At 65.7% G+C, this 16,277-nt stretch carries 16 protein-coding genes; 5 read left to right on the top strand and 11 right to left on the bottom strand.

The genetic code is table 11. The annotated features are described in order from the left end of the window. Nucleotides 1-158 precede the first annotated feature (158 nt). Nucleotides 159-524, top strand: coding sequence for a hypothetical protein (locus tag L0963_RS18475; RefSeq protein WP_186401160.1), 366 nt, complete (start codon nt 159-161; stop codon nt 522-524). A gap of 97 nt (nt 525-621) precedes the next feature. On the opposite strand, the gene L0963_RS18470 is transcribed toward L0963_RS18475, so the two are convergent. From L0963_RS18470 to L0963_RS18450, 5 genes are all read right to left on the bottom strand, one after another. Continuing rightward, complete coding sequence (locus tag L0963_RS18470) at nt 622-1,437, bottom strand: MipA/OmpV family protein (RefSeq protein WP_062901029.1); 816 nt, start codon at nt 1,435-1,437, stop codon at nt 622-624. Nucleotides 1,438-1,508: 71 nt separating this feature from the next. Next, nucleotides 1,509-2,558 carry a GTPase ObgE gene (gene obgE, locus L0963_RS18465; RefSeq protein WP_234181104.1) on the bottom strand — a complete coding sequence of 350 codons (1,050 nt, stop codon included), beginning with the start codon at nt 2,556-2,558 and terminating at the stop codon, nt 1,509-1,511. A gap of 96 nt (nt 2,559-2,654) precedes the next feature. Continuing rightward, complete coding sequence (locus tag L0963_RS18460; protein ID WP_062901028.1) at nt 2,655-3,059, bottom strand: hypothetical protein; 405 nt, start codon at nt 3,057-3,059, stop codon at nt 2,655-2,657. Then, nucleotides 3,035-3,853: a DUF1295 domain-containing protein gene (locus L0963_RS18455; protein ID WP_062901027.1), complete on the bottom strand. Its 819-nt coding sequence runs from the start codon at nt 3,851-3,853 to the stop codon at nt 3,035-3,037. Before L0963_RS18455 ends, L0963_RS18460 begins: the two co-directional genes overlap by 25 nt. Further along, nucleotides 3,850-4,509: a lysophospholipid acyltransferase family protein gene (locus L0963_RS18450; protein ID WP_234181101.1), complete on the bottom strand. Its 660-nt coding sequence runs from the start codon at nt 4,507-4,509 to the stop codon at nt 3,850-3,852. The genes L0963_RS18455 and L0963_RS18450 overlap by 4 nt, the downstream gene beginning before the upstream one ends. 113 nt (nt 4,510-4,622) lie before the next feature. On the opposite strand from L0963_RS18450, the gene L0963_RS18445 reads away from it, so the two are divergent. From L0963_RS18445 to L0963_RS18435, 3 genes are all read left to right on the top strand, one after another. Continuing rightward, complete coding sequence (locus L0963_RS18445; protein ID WP_234181098.1) at nt 4,623-6,035, top strand: M20/M25/M40 family metallo-hydrolase; 1,413 nt, start codon at nt 4,623-4,625, stop codon at nt 6,033-6,035. Nucleotides 6,036-6,105: 70 nt separating this feature from the next. Beyond that, a complete protein-coding gene (gene parC, locus L0963_RS18440; protein WP_062901024.1) occupies nt 6,106-8,400 on the top strand; it encodes a DNA topoisomerase IV subunit A in 2,295 nt (764 codons plus the stop codon). Nucleotides 8,401-8,524: 124 nt separating this feature from the next. Continuing rightward, a complete protein-coding gene (locus L0963_RS18435; RefSeq protein ID WP_062901023.1) occupies nt 8,525-10,165 on the top strand; it encodes a putative bifunctional diguanylate cyclase/phosphodiesterase in 1,641 nt (546 codons plus the stop codon). Here L0963_RS18435 and L0963_RS18430 read toward each other — a convergent pair. From L0963_RS18430 to L0963_RS18415, 4 genes are all read right to left on the bottom strand, one after another. Beyond that, nucleotides 10,138-11,331 (bottom strand): CCA tRNA nucleotidyltransferase, encoded by a 1,194-nt coding sequence (locus L0963_RS18430; RefSeq protein WP_234181096.1) that lies wholly within the window; start codon nt 11,329-11,331, stop codon nt 10,138-10,140. The genes L0963_RS18435 and L0963_RS18430 overlap by 28 nt on opposite strands. Before the next feature lie 13 nt (nt 11,332-11,344). Next, nucleotides 11,345-11,935 (bottom strand): CoA pyrophosphatase, encoded by a 591-nt coding sequence (locus L0963_RS18425; RefSeq protein WP_186401155.1) that lies wholly within the window; start codon nt 11,933-11,935, stop codon nt 11,345-11,347. Further along, nucleotides 11,935-12,519: a DUF1285 domain-containing protein gene (locus L0963_RS18420; RefSeq protein ID WP_062901020.1), complete on the bottom strand. Its 585-nt coding sequence runs from the start codon at nt 12,517-12,519 to the stop codon at nt 11,935-11,937. The genes L0963_RS18425 and L0963_RS18420 overlap by 1 nt, the downstream gene beginning before the upstream one ends. Nucleotides 12,520-12,609: 90 nt before the next feature. Beyond that, on the bottom strand, nt 12,610-12,891 hold the full coding sequence (locus L0963_RS18415) for a hypothetical protein (protein WP_003042843.1): 282 nt from the start codon (nt 12,889-12,891) through the stop codon (nt 12,610-12,612). 131 nt (nt 12,892-13,022) lie between these two features. Here L0963_RS18415 and L0963_RS18410 point away from each other — a divergent pair, with 131 nt between their 5' ends. Next, entirely contained in the window at nt 13,023-14,180 is a 1,158-nt protein-coding gene (locus L0963_RS18410) for a DUF481 domain-containing protein (RefSeq protein ID WP_234181094.1), read from the top strand. Here L0963_RS18410 and L0963_RS18405 read toward each other — a convergent pair. Both L0963_RS18405 and L0963_RS18400 read right to left on the bottom strand, forming a co-directional pair. Further along, nucleotides 14,177-14,635 (bottom strand): VOC family protein, encoded by a 459-nt coding sequence (locus L0963_RS18405; RefSeq protein WP_234181092.1) that lies wholly within the window; start codon nt 14,633-14,635, stop codon nt 14,177-14,179. The two genes, L0963_RS18410 and L0963_RS18405, sit on opposite strands and share 4 nt — an antisense overlap. Continuing rightward, nucleotides 14,632-16,167: a M20/M25/M40 family metallo-hydrolase gene (locus L0963_RS18400; protein ID WP_234181090.1), complete on the bottom strand. Its 1,536-nt coding sequence runs from the start codon at nt 16,165-16,167 to the stop codon at nt 14,632-14,634. The genes L0963_RS18405 and L0963_RS18400 overlap by 4 nt, the downstream gene beginning before the upstream one ends. Between the last annotated feature and the right edge of the window lie 110 nt (nt 16,168-16,277).

Below are 16,277 nucleotides of genomic sequence, written 5' to 3'. Positions count from 1 at the left end.
ATACGGGCCCGCAGCCTCCGATGCTGCATTGCAAGGCCGGACAGATGGCCGCATCCGACTACGTGCACTACCTCCAAAAATCGCTTGCGTCTTTTGGGGCGTCCACAGATGGGAAGCGGACATCTTTCTGTAAACCCTGAGCCACTAGTAAGAACCGCATGGCCCGAAACAAATTTCCTGCTGTCATGCTCTATGCCTTGACCTTACAATGGCATTGGGTGCCTTTCTTGTATGGGGTCTCAGTGCCCGGCCAAATCAGCGCGATTATCTTTGGCGCTTTGTGGTTGATCGCTGCGACGGTCACATATCGTCAGGCCGTGACGTTACCAAATTTCGTGGCCGCCTTCATAGTTCTCTATGCCGTCGATATCAGCGTCACATTATGGGTTTTTAGCGCAGACGTCGGCACTCATGCGCGAGATGTGCCTATCGAATGGCAACTCCTTCTCGGTCTAATTCAAAGCTCTATGTTCGCCGCCGCACTCGCGTTGCCAATTTTCGTTCGTCTAATTCGAAGGGTTTAAGCGAACGGCCGCAAACGGTCGTTTCCGGAAAGGTAGCTTTCCGAACGAACTGGCGGTTAGCTGCAGTCCCTGCGGCGTTGGAATTTGTCCGCGCGGCCTAGCGCTTGCCGCCGAAGGTGTAGCTCAGCGCGATCCCGAATGCTGGCTGGTTACGCGAACCGAAGGCGCGGGTGACGGGCGAGTCGGCAGCATCGCCGACGAGGCGGTCGTAGCGCGCAAAGGCCGCGACGCCCCAATTTCGCGTCAACTGGCGCATATAGCCCGCTGTGACGCCGACCGATTGCACGCCGCCCTTGGGATCATAAGCGGGCAGGCCCGAGGCGGCGACATCAGTAGGAGCGACGCCGAAATAGGCGCGGCTATATTTGCTGTCACCGAGCGAGACGCGCGGACCGATCGAAAACAGCCAGTCGTCGCCCTGGCGCGCGACATAATCGGCCCCGACATCGCCGACCCAGCCGCCATGACCGCCGAGGCCCTTGCGCGCTTCGACCCGCACGCGCAGCGCCGGCGCCACCCAGGCTTGGGCGAAGGCGCCCGCTTCGACGGTCAGTCCGACCTTGGGCAGGTTGCCGCCGACGGCTTCGGGCTTGCGCTTGCGGATTATGCTGGCGGTCGGGCCGAAGTCGAATTTCTTGTCGTCGACAAGGTCGAAGCCAAAGCTCTGGTCCGGGGCCTCGAAGGCGAAGTCCTCGCCGGGCTTGGCGCGCGAGAGGTCGACGAAGGGCCCGAGGACGAGCTTTTTCGATCCGGGCGTTTCGGGCCAGAATTGCGGCCCGGCGAAGACGCGGGTGCGCTTGCCGGTCGTTTCGCCTTCGTCCTGCGCGGCGGCCGGGACGGCGGTGAGCGCCGTGGCCGCGGCCAGGCAGAGCGAGAGAGGCGCGTGCAGGGCGCGGGACGCGTGGGGAGGCATGAGGAACTCCTTGTTGTTCCGCGATCAAATGCCCCGCGGACGCGTTTCGTTCCGCGCCGGCCGCCGCGACGTCAAAGCGGCGACCAAGCGCCTTCGTCGTCGGCGTCGTCGCGATGGTCGGCCGCGGGGGCGACCGGGCCGATGGCTTCGAGCAATTTGTCGAGCACCGCACCGACACCTTCGCCGCTGGCGCCCGACAGCGCCATGACCGGATAGCCGCTTGCTTCTTCGAGCTCGGCCTTGAGCGCGGCGATCAATTCCTCGTCGAGCGTATCGACCTTGTTGAGCGCGACGACGACCGGTTTGTCGGTCAACCCCGCGCCATAGGCGTCGAGTTCGTCGCGCACGATGTGATAGCTGGTCGCGACATCGGCATCATTGGCATCGACCAGATGCAGCAGCACGCGGCAGCGTTCGATATGCCCCAGAAAGCGGTCGCCGATCCCCGCGCCATCGGCGGCGCCTTCGATCAGGCCGGGAATATCGGCGATGACGAATTCGCGCCCCTTGTGGCTGACGACGCCGAGTTGCGGCCGCGTTGTCGTAAAGGCATAGGCGCCGACCTTGGCCTGCGCGTTGGAGACGGCGTTGATGAAGGTCGACTTGCCCGCATTGGGCAGCCCGACGAGCCCGGCGTTGGCGAGCAGCTTCAAGCGCAGCCACACCCACATCTCCTCGCCCGGCCAGCCGGGGCCGTGCTGACGCGGCGCGCGATTGGTCGAGCTTTTGTAGCTCGCATTGCCGCGCCCGCCGTCGCCGCCGCGCAGAAAGACGATGCGCTCGCCCTCCTTGGTCAGATCGGCGAGCAAGCTGCGATCTTCGTCGTCGGCCAGGATCTGCGTGCCGATCGGCACCTGGATCACCAGATCGTCGCCGCCCGCGCCGGTGCGATCGCGGCCGGCGCCGGGGGTGCCGCGGCGGGCCTTGAAATGCTGGGTATAGCGAAAGTCGATCAGCGTGTTGAGCCCGCTCACCGCCTCGAACACAATGTCGCCGCCCTTGCCGCCGTTGCCGCCGTCGGGGCCGCCATATTCGACATATTTCTCACGGCGAAACGAAACGGCGCCGGGGCCGCCGTCGCCGGACTTCACGAAAATCTTTGCCTGATCGAGGAAATGCATCGGCGCTCTTTAGGGCGAAGGGCGGCTTTTGGCTAGGTCGCGATGGCGTCGCTCAATATGCCTCTGCCTTTGCTGCGCGCCGCGATATTTTCCGGCCTATCGCGACGCCCAATAATCGAACGCAATCTGTTGCTGTTCGCGGATGAAACGCGCCGCGGCGGCGCCTTCCCACGGGCCGTCGTAGCCGAGCAACAGCGCCGTGCCGCCGACCCACCAGCCTTGACCGGGCAGCCGGTCGCTCTCGCGCACCACAAGTACGGCGAGATCGGGTTCGCCGTCGAGCGCGCACATCCGGTCGACCTCGCCCAGCGTCTTGCACAGCGCGCGCATCTTGGGCCGCGTGAATCGGAAGCCCAGGTCGCCGAGTATTTCGGAATAGCTGACGCTGCGTCCGTCGCGCGCCGCGGCGGTCAGGATCGCGCGAATGCGCGGCGCGTCGCCCAGCGCGCTCGCATCGGCGGCGGCCGTCTCTTCGCCTAGCCCCTGGTCTTTGGCGGCCATGGGAAAAAGCCCGAGGTGCGCTGGACATAGTCGGCATAGCCGGGTCGCGTCTTGTGCAGGCCCTTTTCGAGCAGCGCCTTGCCCGACCAGCGCGTCAGGGTGAAGGTCAGGAAAATGGGGCCGATGACGCTCGCCACGGCGGCCCACAGCCCGATGTCGGCGGCGATCAGCCAGATGCCCCACCAGGTCAGCGCATCGCCGAAATAATTGGGGTGCCGCGTATACCGCCACAGGCCGGTGTCGAGCACCTTGCCCTTGTTCGCCGGATTCTTGCGAAAGGCATCGAGCTGCGCGTCGCCGATGCTTTCGAACGCAATACCTATGAGCGCCGCGGCGACGCCCGCCCAGCCGATGACGCCAAGCGCCGGCACCGGATCGGCCACGCTGGCCCATATGCCGATCTGCGCGGGCAGGCAGGTGAGAAACAGGAGCGGTGCCTGCGTCAGAAAGACGGTTAGGAGCGCCGTCTGCGCCCAGCTCCAGCCGCGGCGTTCCATCGTGCGCGCCATGATCCGTGCGTAGCGTGGGTCTTCGCCATGCGCGCGCCAGCGCACGAAAAGATGGATCGAGAGGCGCAGCCCCCACAGCGCCGTGAGCGCGAGGATCGCCGCCGCGTGCACGCCTTCGATACCGACCTGCGCCGCGCTTGCGAGTGCCAGCAGCACCATGCCGAAGGCCCAGAAGGCATCGATGAACGAGACGTCGCGGATCGCCACCGCGATACCCCAGAGGACAAGGATCGCCGCGATCAGCGCCGCGAAATTGATCGCCAGAAGCGTCACCATGTCGGTCATCGGCCCCGTGCCTCCTCGCCCTCTGCCTCGGTGTCCTGCGCTTCCTCGTCGCGGCCGACGATATCGTCGATCGACCGGACGGCGCGCTCGGGTATTTTGGGAATACAGCTTTTATAGACGTCGAACACCTTCATCATGTCGGCGCGGAAATCGCCCGTCGGCCAGATCAGCGGCCCCAGGCCGCCGGTCTTGGTGCCATAATCCATCAGGCCGACGACCATCGGCACCTTCGCGGCGAGCGCAATCTGGTAAAAGCCGGTGCGCCACTTTTTCGCCTTGCCCCGCGTCCCTTCGGGCGCGACGGTCAGCATGAACTCGCGCCGCCGCGCAAATTCCTGCACCATCTGCCGTACGACATTGCTGCTGTTCCGGCGATCGACCGCAATCCCGCCCATCTGGCGCATGAAGCCGCCGAGCGGCCATTTGAACAGCGACAGCTTGCCCATGAAATGGGCGCGCACGCCTAGGTCGGCGGTCAGGCCGAGATAGTTGACGAAATCCCAGTTGCTGGTGTGCGGCGCCGCGATGATGATGAAGCGGCGCGGTTCGGGCACCTCGCCCACCGCGGTCCAGCCGCGCAGCCGGTACAGCAGCAATAGCAGGCGGCGCACCGCGCGCGCGACCGGCCCAGGCTGATCGTCTTCGATCGGCGTCACGTCTCTCTCCCCATCCTCAGCGCGACTTGCGCGAAAGCGGCGCCGCGCGCAAGCGGCTTGCAGCGCGCGGCGCTTTCTGCTCCTTTCGCGGCCTGTTCAGGGGAGGCCAACCAATGAAAATCTTGTCCGCCTTGCTGTCGTCGGCGCTGCTCGTCGCCGCGCCCGCCACCGCGCAGCAGACGGCGCCGCGCGCGGACCAGCTCGCCTTTCGCGATCTTTACAAGGAACTGGTCGAAACCGACACCACGCTGTCGGCGGGAAGCTGCACGCTCGCCGCCGAACGCATGGCGGCGCGCCTCAAGACAGCGGGCCTCGGTGACGAACAATTGACGCTGTTCGCGGACCCCGATCATCCGAAGGAGGGCGGCCTTGTCGCCGTCTATCCCGGCACGTCGAAGACCGCCAAGCCGATCCTGCTCATCGCGCATATCGACGTCGTCGAGGCGAAACGTGCGGACTGGGAACGCGACCCGTTCAAGATGGTCGAGGAAAACGGCTATTTCTATGGCCGCGGAACGCTCGACGACAAGGCGCAGGCGGCGATCTGGACCGACATGCTGATCCGCTTCCGCACGGAAGGGTACAAGCCGAAACGCACCGTCAAGCTGGCACTGACCTGCGGCGAGGAAACCAACGGCGCCTTCAACGGCGCCGAATGGCTGGCGGCGAACAAGCGCGATCTGATCGACGCCGAATTCGCGCTCAACGAAGGCGGCGGCGGCGACAGCGACGGCAAGGGCCATGTGATCGGCCAGTCGGTGCAGGTCGGCGAAAAGACCTTCGCCAACTTCCGCCTCGAAACCCGCAACGCGGGCGGCCACAGCTCGGTGCCGGTGCGCGACAATGCGATCTATCAGCTCGCGCGGGCGCTGACGCGGATCGACGAATATGAATTTCCGGTCGAAATGACCGACACGACGCGGCGCTTCTTCAGCGAAGCGGGCGCCGCGCGCGGCGACGAAACGGGCAAGGCGATGGCCGCGCTCGCCGCTGACCCCGACGATAAGGCGGCGGAGGCGATCGTCAACAAGGATCGGTTCCTCCACGGCAATATCCGCACGACCTGCGTCGCGACCCTGCTCGACGGCGGTCACGCCCCCAATGCGCTGCCGCAGCGGGCGGGCGCCAATATCAACTGCCGCATCTTCCCCGGTCATCCGATCGAGGAGATCAAGGCCGAGCTGGAAAAGGTGATCGGCGACCCCGGCGTCACCGTGACGCAGCTTCCGCCCAAGCGCCCTGCGCCGCCGGCACCGCCGCTCGATCCCAAGGTGATCGGCCCGATGGAAAAGCTCGTCGCGCGCTATTGGCCGGGACTGAAGGTCATCCCGTCGATGGCGAACGGCTATACCGATGCGACCTTCCTCGGCGCGGTGGGCATCCCGACCTATGGCATTCCCGGCATCTGGGGCGACCCCGACGGCAACGGCGTCCATGGCCTCAACGAAAGGGTCGAAGTGAAGGCGGTCTATGTCGGCCGCGACTTCATGCACGATCTGGTCAAGGCCTATGCCGACAAGCCTTAGGGCCCTGTCCCTACGCGATCCTCCCAAGCCCTTTGCGTTGATGCGCTAGGATTGCTATCGCGCCGCGACAATGGCCAGCACCACCGACGACCTTCCGCCTCCTGAACCCGGCAACATCGACACCCCCTTCGGCAGCGCGCTGTCGGAGCGCTATCTGGTATATGCGCTGTCGACGATCACGGCGCGGTCGCTGCCCGACCTGCGCGACGGGCTGAAACCCGTGCATCGCCGCCTCTTGTGGGCGATGCGCGCGATGCGGCTCGACCCGTCGCAGGGCTACAAGAAGTCGGCGCGCGTCGTCGGCGACGTCATCGGTAAATTTCACCCGCACGGCGACACTGCGGTCTATGATGCGATGGTCCGCCTCGCGCAGGATTTTTCGCTGCGCTATCCGCTGGTCGACGGGCAGGGCAATTTCGGCAACATCGACGGCGATAACGCCGCCGCCTATCGTTATACCGAGGCGCGGCTGACGCGCGTCGCGATCGACCTGATGCAGGGGCTCGACGAAGGCACGGTCGATTTCCGTCCCACCTATAACGGCGAAGACGAAGAGCCGGAGATCATGCCCGGCCTGTTCCCCAACCTGCTTGCCAATGGCGCGAGCGGCATTGCAGTGGGCATGGCGACCAACATCCCGCCGCACAACGCCGCCGAGGTGATCGACGCCGCGCTCGTCCTGCTCGATAATCCCAGGGCCGAGCTTGCCGAGCTGCTGACGCATGTGCGCGGCCCCGATTTCCCGACCGGCGGCGTCATCGTCGACAGCGCAGAGACGATTGCCCACGCCTATGAAACCGGACGCGGCAGTTTTCGCGTCCGCGCGCGCTTTTCGACCGGCAAGCAGGACGGCGCGTGGGAGGAGACGGGGATCGAGAAGCAGGCGGGCGGCACATGGCAGCTCGTCATCAGCGAGATTCCCTATGGCGTTTCCAAGGGCAAGCTGATCGAAGCGATCGCGCAGCTTATCGCCGACAAGAAGCTGCCGATCCTCGAAGATGTCCGCGACGAAAGCGCCGAGGATATCCGCATCGTGCTGGTGCCCAAGAGCCGCAACGTCGATCCCGACATCCTGAAGGAAAGCCTTTACCGGCTGACCGAGCTCGAAAGCCGCTTCGCGCTCAACCTCAACGTCCTCGATGCGACGCGCACGCCCAAGGTGATGGGGCTGCACCAACTGCTCACCGAATGGCTGCAGCATCAGATCATCGTCCTCGTTCGCCGCGCGGAGCATCGCATCGGCAAGATCGACGATCGGCTGGAACTGGTCGGCGGCTACCTCATCGCCTTCCTGAACCTCGACCGGGTGATCGAGATCATCCGCACCGAGGACGAGCCGAAGGCGGTGATGATGGCCGAATTCGAGCTGACCGACCGGCAGGCCGAGGCGATCCTCAACATGCGCCTGCGCAGCTTGCGCAAGCTTGAGGAAATGGAGCTGAAGCGCGAGCAGGCCGACCTGATCGCCGAGCGCGAAGAGCTGGCGAAGCTCGTCGCCAGCAAGGACCGCCAGAAGACGCGGCTGCGCAAGGATCTGGAAAAGCTGAAGGCCGTCTATGGCCTCGACACGCCGCTCGGCGCGCGGCGCACCGCGATCGCTGAAGCCGCGCCGGTGCGCGACATTCCGCTCGACGCGATGATCGAGAAGGAACCGGTGACGGTGATCCTGTCGAAGCGCGGGTGGATTCGCGCTCAGCGCGGCCATGTCGCGGCGGACCAATGGGGCGAGTTCAAGTTCAAGGAAGGCGACGAACTCGCCTTTGCGGTGCATGCCCAGACGACCGACAAGCTGCTTGTCGCCGCGAGCGACGGGCGCTTCTATACCGTAGGCGCCGACAAGCTGCCCGGGGGCCGCGGCTTCGGCGAGCCGCTGCGCCTGATGGTCGACATCGACCCCGACGCCCGTATCGTCGCGCTGATCCCCGCGAGCGCCGACGGCCGGCTGCTGCTCGCTTCGACGAGCGGGCACGGCTTCGTCGCGCAGATGGCCGATGTGATCGCCGAGACGCGCAAGGGCCGCAATGTCGTCAATCTGAAGCCCAGGGCGCACTTGTCGGTCGTTCGCACGATCGCGGCGGACCATGACAGCGTCGCGGTGATCGGCGAGAACCGCAAACTTGTCGTCTTCCCGATTGCCGAAGTGCCGGTGATGGCGCGCGGTCAGGGCGTGATGCTGCAGAAATATCGCGATGGCGGCCTGTCCGACGCGACGAGCTTCGTCTTTGCCGAGGGGCTGAGCTGGACGATGGGCGGCGAGACGGGGCGCGTGCGCACCGAAACCGACCTCGGGCCGTGGCGCGTCGCGCGCAGTGCGTCGGGGCGGATGCCGCCAACCGGTTTCCCGCGTAACAATCGCTTCGACTGATCGCAATTTACGTTGCCGTAAATAGCTTCTTTACCTCCGGTCACTTAGGCATCGACCAATGGGGAAAGGTCGCATCAAACCCTTTATTATGCCAATAGATAGAACCGGTGAAGACCGGCCATCCTTGTTTGTCGGCTGGATCGACGCCTTACCGGTCCCCGCCGCGCTTGTGCGGCCGCTGGCACGCGGCAATTTTCGCCTGCACGCCAGCAACGCCGCCTTCGACCGGCTCGACCTGTCCCCGGCGGGTGTCGAGGCGCCGATCGAACTGCGCCGCGCGATCGAAAAGGCCGCGCAGCATATTGGCGGCGTCCACGAATTTTCCTGCCGCCTGGGCGAAGGCCCGGCGGCGCGCGACCTGCGCGGATCGATCGGTCCGCTGTCGGACGAGAGCGGCGACGATTCGCTTTTCCTGCTGACCCTGATCGACCGGACGCAGGAAATGATGACCGAGCGCAATCTGCGCCGCGAACTTGTTTCCGACAGCCTGACGGGCCTCCCCAACCGCGCCGGATTCGAGGAGCTGGTCGAACAGCGCAGTGCCGAGCAGGAAGCGGGCGATCACGCCATCCTGTTGCTCGATCTCGCGCGGTTCAGCCGCATCAACGAACATATTGGTCCGCTCGCCGGCGACGAGCTGATCATCACCGTGGCGCGGCGCCTGAAATCGAGCCTGCGCAGCGGCGACATATTGGCGCGAACCGGCGGCGACGAATTCGCCATCTCGACGCGTATCGCTGGCGGCAAGGCCGACGTCCGCGAAATGGCGCGCCGCATCCGCGGCTGCTTCGACCACCCCTTCCGCATCGGCGAGCTGAAGGTCAGCGTCGATTGCGCGCTGGGGTGCGCCATTCAATCCGCGCCCGACACCGATGTCGCCGATCAGATCCGCCACGCGCAGATCGCGCTCAAGCGGGCGAAGCAGACCGACCGAATCGAAATCTACGAACCCGAGGCGGCGCTGCTCGCCGACAATCGCTTCGGGCTCGAAACCGAATTGCGCAACGCGATCGAGGAAGACCGGCTGCACCTCGACTTCCAGCCGCTCGTCGAACTGTCGACCGGCAAGGTGGCGGGCTTCGAGGCGCTGGCGCGCTGGAACAACAGCGCCGGCCGCGCGGTGTCGCCCTCCGAATTCATCCCGGTGGCAGAGGATTCGGGGCTGATCGTCCCGCTCGGCCAATGGGCAATCGCCAAGGCTGCCGAAACGCTCGCCGCGTGGGACCGCGAGAATGATGCCCCGGTCAATTGCTATATCTCGGTCAATGTCTCGGCGATCCAGCTCGTTCGTGATGATGTCGCGGCGGTGGTCCGCGAAGCGCTGGCGCGGCACGGCATTGGCGGCGACCGGCTGATGATCGAACTCACCGAAAGCGCGATCATCGGCGATCCCGACCTGGCGCTGTCGGTGCTGAGCGAACTCAAGGCGGTCGAGGCCCGGGTCGCGATGGACGATTTCGGCACCGGCTATTCGAACCTCGCCTATCTCCAGCGCCTGCCGCTTGACGTCCTCAAGATCGATCGCAGCTTCGTAGACCATATGGTCGAGGACCGCGACAAGGCGGCCATCGTCCGCACGATCCAGAGCCTTGCCGAAGTGCTCGGCATGCGTACCACGGCCGAGGGGGTGGAAACCGCCGACCAGGCGCGCCTGCTTTCGGCGCTCGGCTGCGATTTCGGTCAGGGCTTTCTGTTCGCGCGGCCGATGGATGCCCGCGCGGCGATCGCCTATTGGCGTCAGTCGCTGCTCCGCCCGATCATCTGATCGACCAGCTCCGCGACGCGCGCGGCGTCCGGATAATCCTCCGCCACCCATTGCGCCTCGACGCCTTGCAGGATGCGCGCAACCTCCGGCCCCGCCGCGATGCCGCGTGCAACGATGTCGCCGCCGCGCACCGGAAGCTGCGGCACGGTCCAGCCGTCGAGCGCCGCGACCGCAGCCGCTGCATAACCCTCATTCCCACCGAGCAGCCGCGCGTCGCGCGCCGCCTCGATCCCGATGGCATGGGCAAGCTGACGAACCGGCCGCGCGTCGTGGCGATACGCGCTGATCGCCGACAGATGCTTGCGTTGCCGCGTCGACAGGCGCAGCCGGCTCGCGACCTGATCGGCGATGCCGGCGTCGGCGGGCAACAGCGCGGCGAGCCGCCGCAGCGACGCGGGTGCAGCCGCCGCCGCGCTTTCATTGGCGAGCAAGCGGTCGAGCGCGGTCGCAAACCCCGGATCGAGTTCGGGCAGGATCACCGTGAAGATGCCGTCGGCTGCCATCTGGCCGACGATTGCGCGCGGATCGGGAAGCGACAATATCTTGGTCAACTCGTCGGCGATGCGCTCGCGCGACAGACTCTTGAGCGACTGGCGCGCGGCGGTCACCGCGGCGTGGCTGACGGGTTCGAGGTCGCCGTCCCCGAAACGCGCCGCAAAGCGATAGAAGCGCAGGATGCGCAGATGATCCTCGGCGATCCGGGTTGCTGCATCGCCGATGAAGCGGACGCAGCCGGCCTGCAGATCGGCAAGCCCGCCGAACCAGTCATCGACCGCGCCGGTCAGCGGATCGGCGTAGAGCGCATTGATCGTGAAGTCGCGCCGCGCCGCATCCTCGCGCCAGTCGTCGGCGAAAGCGATCGTGGCGCGGCGGCCGTCGGTTTCGACATCGCGGCGCAGCGTCGTGATCTCGTGATGATCGCCGCTCGCGATCGCGGTCACCGTGCCGTGCGCGATGCCGGTCGGAATGACCTTGATATCGACCGCCTCGAGCCGCCGCGTCACCTCTTGCGGCAACAGCGGGGTCGCAAGGTCGATGTCGGTCACGGGCAGGCCAAGCAGCGTATCGCGCACCGCCCCGCCGACGATCTTCACCGCATCGGCGCCGAGCGCGGCGACGATCCGGCGCAACCCGGCGCGGCCGCGCCACGCGGCATCGGGCAGCATCGTTACCCCCATCTCAGCGATGCCAGCCGGGCGGCAGCCGCCGCGCCAGATTGATGATGATATCCGCCGTCACGCCCCAGATCCGCCGTCCCTGCCAATGCATGTCATAATAGCGGCGCACCTGCCCTTGCCAATGCGCCTGCTGGCGTTCGTAATTGGCGGGATCGAACAGGATGTCGAGCGGCACTTCGAACCAGTCCTCGACCTCGTCGGGATTGGGATCGAGCGGCAGGTCGGGCGGGATGACGCCGAGGACCGGGGTGATGTGATAGCCGCTGCCCGAACGATAGGCGTCGGTCGTCCCGGCGACCGCGACATCGCGGCGGTGCAGGCCGATTTCCTCTTCGGCTTCGCGCAGCGCCGCATCGACCGCATCAGTATCGCCGGGATCGATCTTGCCGCCCGGAAAGGCGACCTGTCCCGCATGGCTGCGCAGCCATTGCGGCCGCTGGGTCAGGATGACGCCGGGGTCGGGCCGGTCGGTGAAGGCGATCAGCACTGCTGCGTCGCGCAGCGAATCGCCGCGATGGAGCAGATAGCCCTCATCTTCGCCATGATCGGGAAGCAGATTGTCGAGCGCATCGCGCAGCTTTGCCGAGAGCATCAGCGGCCCACCAGCGGAAAGCAGGCGCCGTTCGACCAGATGGCAGGCGGATCGCCGCCTTCGGCCAGCGCCATCTCGACAATCTCGTAATAGAGCGCGCGGTCGATGCGCGCCTCCAGCCCGTTGCCGATCGCGCCGCGCACATGGAGCCGCGGGTCGGGCCGGTCGGGGTCGTGTCCGAAGGACAGCGGATGATCGGCGCCCGCCATGACCAGATCGTCGGTGTCGAGACGGAACAGCAGCGTGCGCGCCGCGCCGTCGCCCTCGCTTTTCATCTCGACGGCGCGGAAGGCGGTATCCTCGACGGCAATCGCCAGTTTTTCGGCCGGGGTGACGAGGACATGGCCGCCATCGGGTTCGCGGCGCAGGATGGTCGAAAAAAGCTTCACCATCGCCGGGCGGTTGATCCGGCCGCCTTCATGATACCAGCTGCCATCGGCGCGGATTTCCATCGCGCTGTCGCCCGTACGCGTCGGATGCCAGCTTTCGACCGGCGGCAGTTTGCGCGCCGCGAGCAATTCGGCGGCCTCGGCCGGCGAAAGCTGCGCAAAGGATTTGGGAAGCGAGGGCGCGGGGCTGACCATCAAACCGACATAGGAAGGTGGATGGGCAAGTAAAGGGAGCAGTCTCGTGCGGGGTGCTGCGCTGCCAAGATAATGGCATTCCTCAGCCGCTTACCGCGGACGATTCATCACCCAGCTGAACGCCATCGCGTTGAAGATGGTGTAGAGGCCATAAAGCAGCATCGCGGTGAACCAGTTGCGCGTCGCGATCGCCATGGCGCCGACGAGGAGCAGGAATTCGAACACGTAGGTGATGTGCGGACCCACCTTGTCGGCGAGCGGCCGGACCATCTGCTGTACCAGCGGATCGTCGCTTTCCATGAAGGCGCGGTGCATTGCGAAATTGCCCACCCCGGCGCAGAAAATGGCGATGATCGCGATCCACATGCGCATCAAATGGGGCCTAATGGGTGGAAATGCCAGCGGCTTTGCGGTTAAGAGCGGCGGCACGGCTCTACGCCCGATCGGAAAACCGGTCCCGGGGACAATCACCCGGGGCATCCCCACAAGAAGGATCCCGTTCGATGAGACAGTTCGCGCCGCTGCCGGTTGCCATTCTCCTGACCGCTGTCGGCGCGCCGCCGGCGCATGCCGCCGTTACCGGTCCGGCGCTGCCCGCCGCGACGGTGCCGGCGGTCACGGCGGCGATGGAGGTGCGGCCCTTGCCCTTGCCCGATCCGGTGCGCGCGATGATTGGCGCCGCTATCGATAGCGGCGAGCGCAAGGATGTGGAAACCGTGGTGGCGCTCGCCAAGGCGACCAATCCGCGATCGCTCGATGAAATCGACGCGATCCTCTCGGCCTGGCGCGCGCGAACCAAGCGGGAGCCCGAGCGTGATCCGGTCCTCCAGATGCTGGCCGCCGCCATGGCGAGCAAGAAGGACGGCGATGTAGAAGCGGTGGGGGCGCTTGCCAAGAAGACCAGCCCCGCACAGGTCGCCGACATCGATGCGCTGCTGGTCGATTATCGCGCCAAGCGCGCGGCCGAGAAGCAGGCGGCGGCCGATGCGGCGCGAGCGCGGCTGGCGAGCGCGAAATTCTGGCAGCATTGGAAGGGCGAGGGGCAGATCGGTGCCTCGCACAGTTCGGGCAATTCGAGCTCGACGGGGCTCAGTGCGGGGATCGCACTGGCGCGCAAGGGGCTGGACTGGGATCAGCGCTTCCGCGTTCAGTCCGATTATCAGCGCACCAATGGCAAGACGACGATCGAGAAATATCTTGCCGAATATGAACCGCAAATCCGCATGGGCGACCGTGCCTTTGGCTTTGGCCTGGGCCGGTGGGAGCGCGACCGGATGCAGGGGTTCGATGCGCGCTGGAGCGCGTCGGGCGGGCTTGGCTACAAGCTGATCGACGGCAAGAAGATGACGCTCAACCTGAAAGCCGGCCCGGCGTGGCGGCAGACCGAACTGGTTGCGGGTGGGCATGAGAGCGAGCTCACCGGGCTCGCGGGGCTCGATTTCGGGTGGCAGATGTCGCCGAACCTGCGGCTGACGCAGGTCGCCTCGACGATCGTCGGCGATCGCACGACGACCACCAGCTCGCTGACCGCGCTCAATGCGAAGCTTTCGGGCGCGCTGTCGGCGCGGGTTTCCTATTCGGCCGACATCGACACCCATCCGCCGGCGGGAGTCAAGACGGTCGATACGCTGACCCGCTTCACCCTCGTTTACGGCTTTTAATCGAAGATTTCGGCGCCGCCCATCTCGCGGCCCGCTTCGAGCAGGCCGACGCCGGGGACGTGGTTGAATTCGATGCGGATGCCGTCGGGGTCTTCAAAGAGGATCGAATAATAGCCCGGCGCCCACGGCTCCTCCTGCGGGCCGTGGACGAAGACGATGTCGCTGCGGTCCTTCAAAAAGGCATAGAGGCGGTCGACCGCGTCCCGATCGCGCATCCGGAAACAGGCATGATGCAGCCCCGGCGCGCCCTGATCGAAGCGTTTTCCGGCATTTTCCGGGCTGCCGGTCCGGATGCCGATCGCGGTGCGGCCGCCGACGCCGTAAAGCATCGCGTCGCTGTCGAGTACGACCTTGAGCTCGAGATAGCCGATGAGGTCGCGCCAGAAAGCCGTCGAACGCGCGAAATCGCCGGCGGTCAGGATGACATGGGCGACCCCGTTGAGATCGCCGGTCATTTGATCGCGGCGAGAGTATAGAGAAATTCGGCGAAGCCCATCGTCGCATCGACCATGCCCGCGACCTTGGGATTGGTCGAATCGATCAGATAATATTCGTTCGGCGCGTGCGCGCCCGACCCGTGGCCAATGCCGAAATGGGCGGCGGGGATCGACACGGGCGGCGCGGTGAAGGTCGCGCCCGGCCAGCTTCCCGCCAGACGCGCGTTGATGTTCGCCTTGACGCCCAGCGCCTTGTAGGTGGCAAGCTCGGTACGGACGAGGCGGCTGTCCTCGGCGACTTCGGTCGGATCGTAACCGCCCGACACGTTCATCTCGACATCGGTGAAGCCATGCTTGTCGAGGTGGGCGCGCAGCTTCTTTTCGGCCTCGGCGCGCGTCTGGTTGGGGACGAGGCGCAGGTCGAGCTTCGCCACCGCGCGGCCGGGAAGGATCGTCTTGCCGCCGGGACCGGTGTAGCCCGCGACCAACCCTTCGATATTGACCGTCGGTTCCTGCGCGAGCCGGATCAGCGCATCGTCATATTTGAGGTTGTCGATCCAGACATTGACGCCGAGCGCCTGCTTTTCGGCCGCCTCGTCAGCGCCCTTTGCGGCTTCGCGGATCAGCATCTTTTCGCGCTCGGTAAGCGGACGGACATTTTCGAACCAGCCCTCGATCGCCGGCGTGTTACCGTCGGGCGTGACGAGCGTCTGGAGCGCCTGCACCAACCGCCACGCCGGCGAATCGAGCATCGCCTTCAGGCTGGAATGAACGTCGCCCTGGGGGCCCCGGCCCCATTTTTCACCGCTGGCGATCAGTTCAAGTTCGATGATGCCCTTCGACCCCAGATTGACATCGACTGCGCCGGTCTTGTCCTGCGAGGCGAAGGGGATGAAAATGCCGTCGCATTTCTTGAGCGCGGCGAGCACGTTCGGTTTGGTCGCGACCTGGCGGAAATGTGGCGATCCGATCTCCTCCTCGCCCTCGCAGATCAGGACGATGTTGACGGGCAATTTCGCCTTGGCAGCGCGGATCGCGTGAAGCGCCGCGAGGAAGGTCGCCTCGGGCCCCTTCTGGTTCACCGCGCCGCGCCCGACGATCGACAGACCAAAGCCCGGCTTGTCGACCATCTTGCCTTCGAGCGGCGGCGACGACCATTCGGCAGGGTCGAACTGTTTCACATCGTACATGAAATAGATGCCAAGGGTGCGCGGCGCGCCGACATCGATGGTGCCGAACACTCCGGGCTGGCCGTCGGTCGGAACGATCTCGACATTTGAAAAGCCCGCGTCCCTCGCAAGTTCGGCCATATAGGCCGCACCTTCGGCCATGTTGCGATTTTCCGCCGCGATCGAGGGCAGGCCGATCCAGTCGCGCAGCCGCTTGACCGACGCCTCCTTGCCGGCCTCGGCCGCCTTGCGGATCGCCGCCATCGGGCCGCTTGCGGCGAGCGTCGGCAGCGGCCGCATCATCATCGCACCCGCGCCCAGCATCGCAGTGCCGCGCAGCAATGCGCGGCGGTCCAATCGGTCAATCTCCCGGAAATCCATCACGCGTCCCCTATGCTGTGTATGCCGTGAGGGAGTGTTCTTCAAATTGGAGGGGATGGCAAGGATGCACCGGCGAGACCCCGATCTTTGCCGGGGTGACGGGAACGAAA

It is taken from the genome of Sphingopyxis sp. NFH-91 (assembly GCF_021401285.1).
GTDB lineage: Bacteria > Pseudomonadota > Alphaproteobacteria > Sphingomonadales > Sphingomonadaceae > Sphingopyxis > Sphingopyxis terrae_A.
Note: the sequence above shows the minus strand (reverse complement) of the source record. Positions and strands in the feature narration are given on the sequence as shown.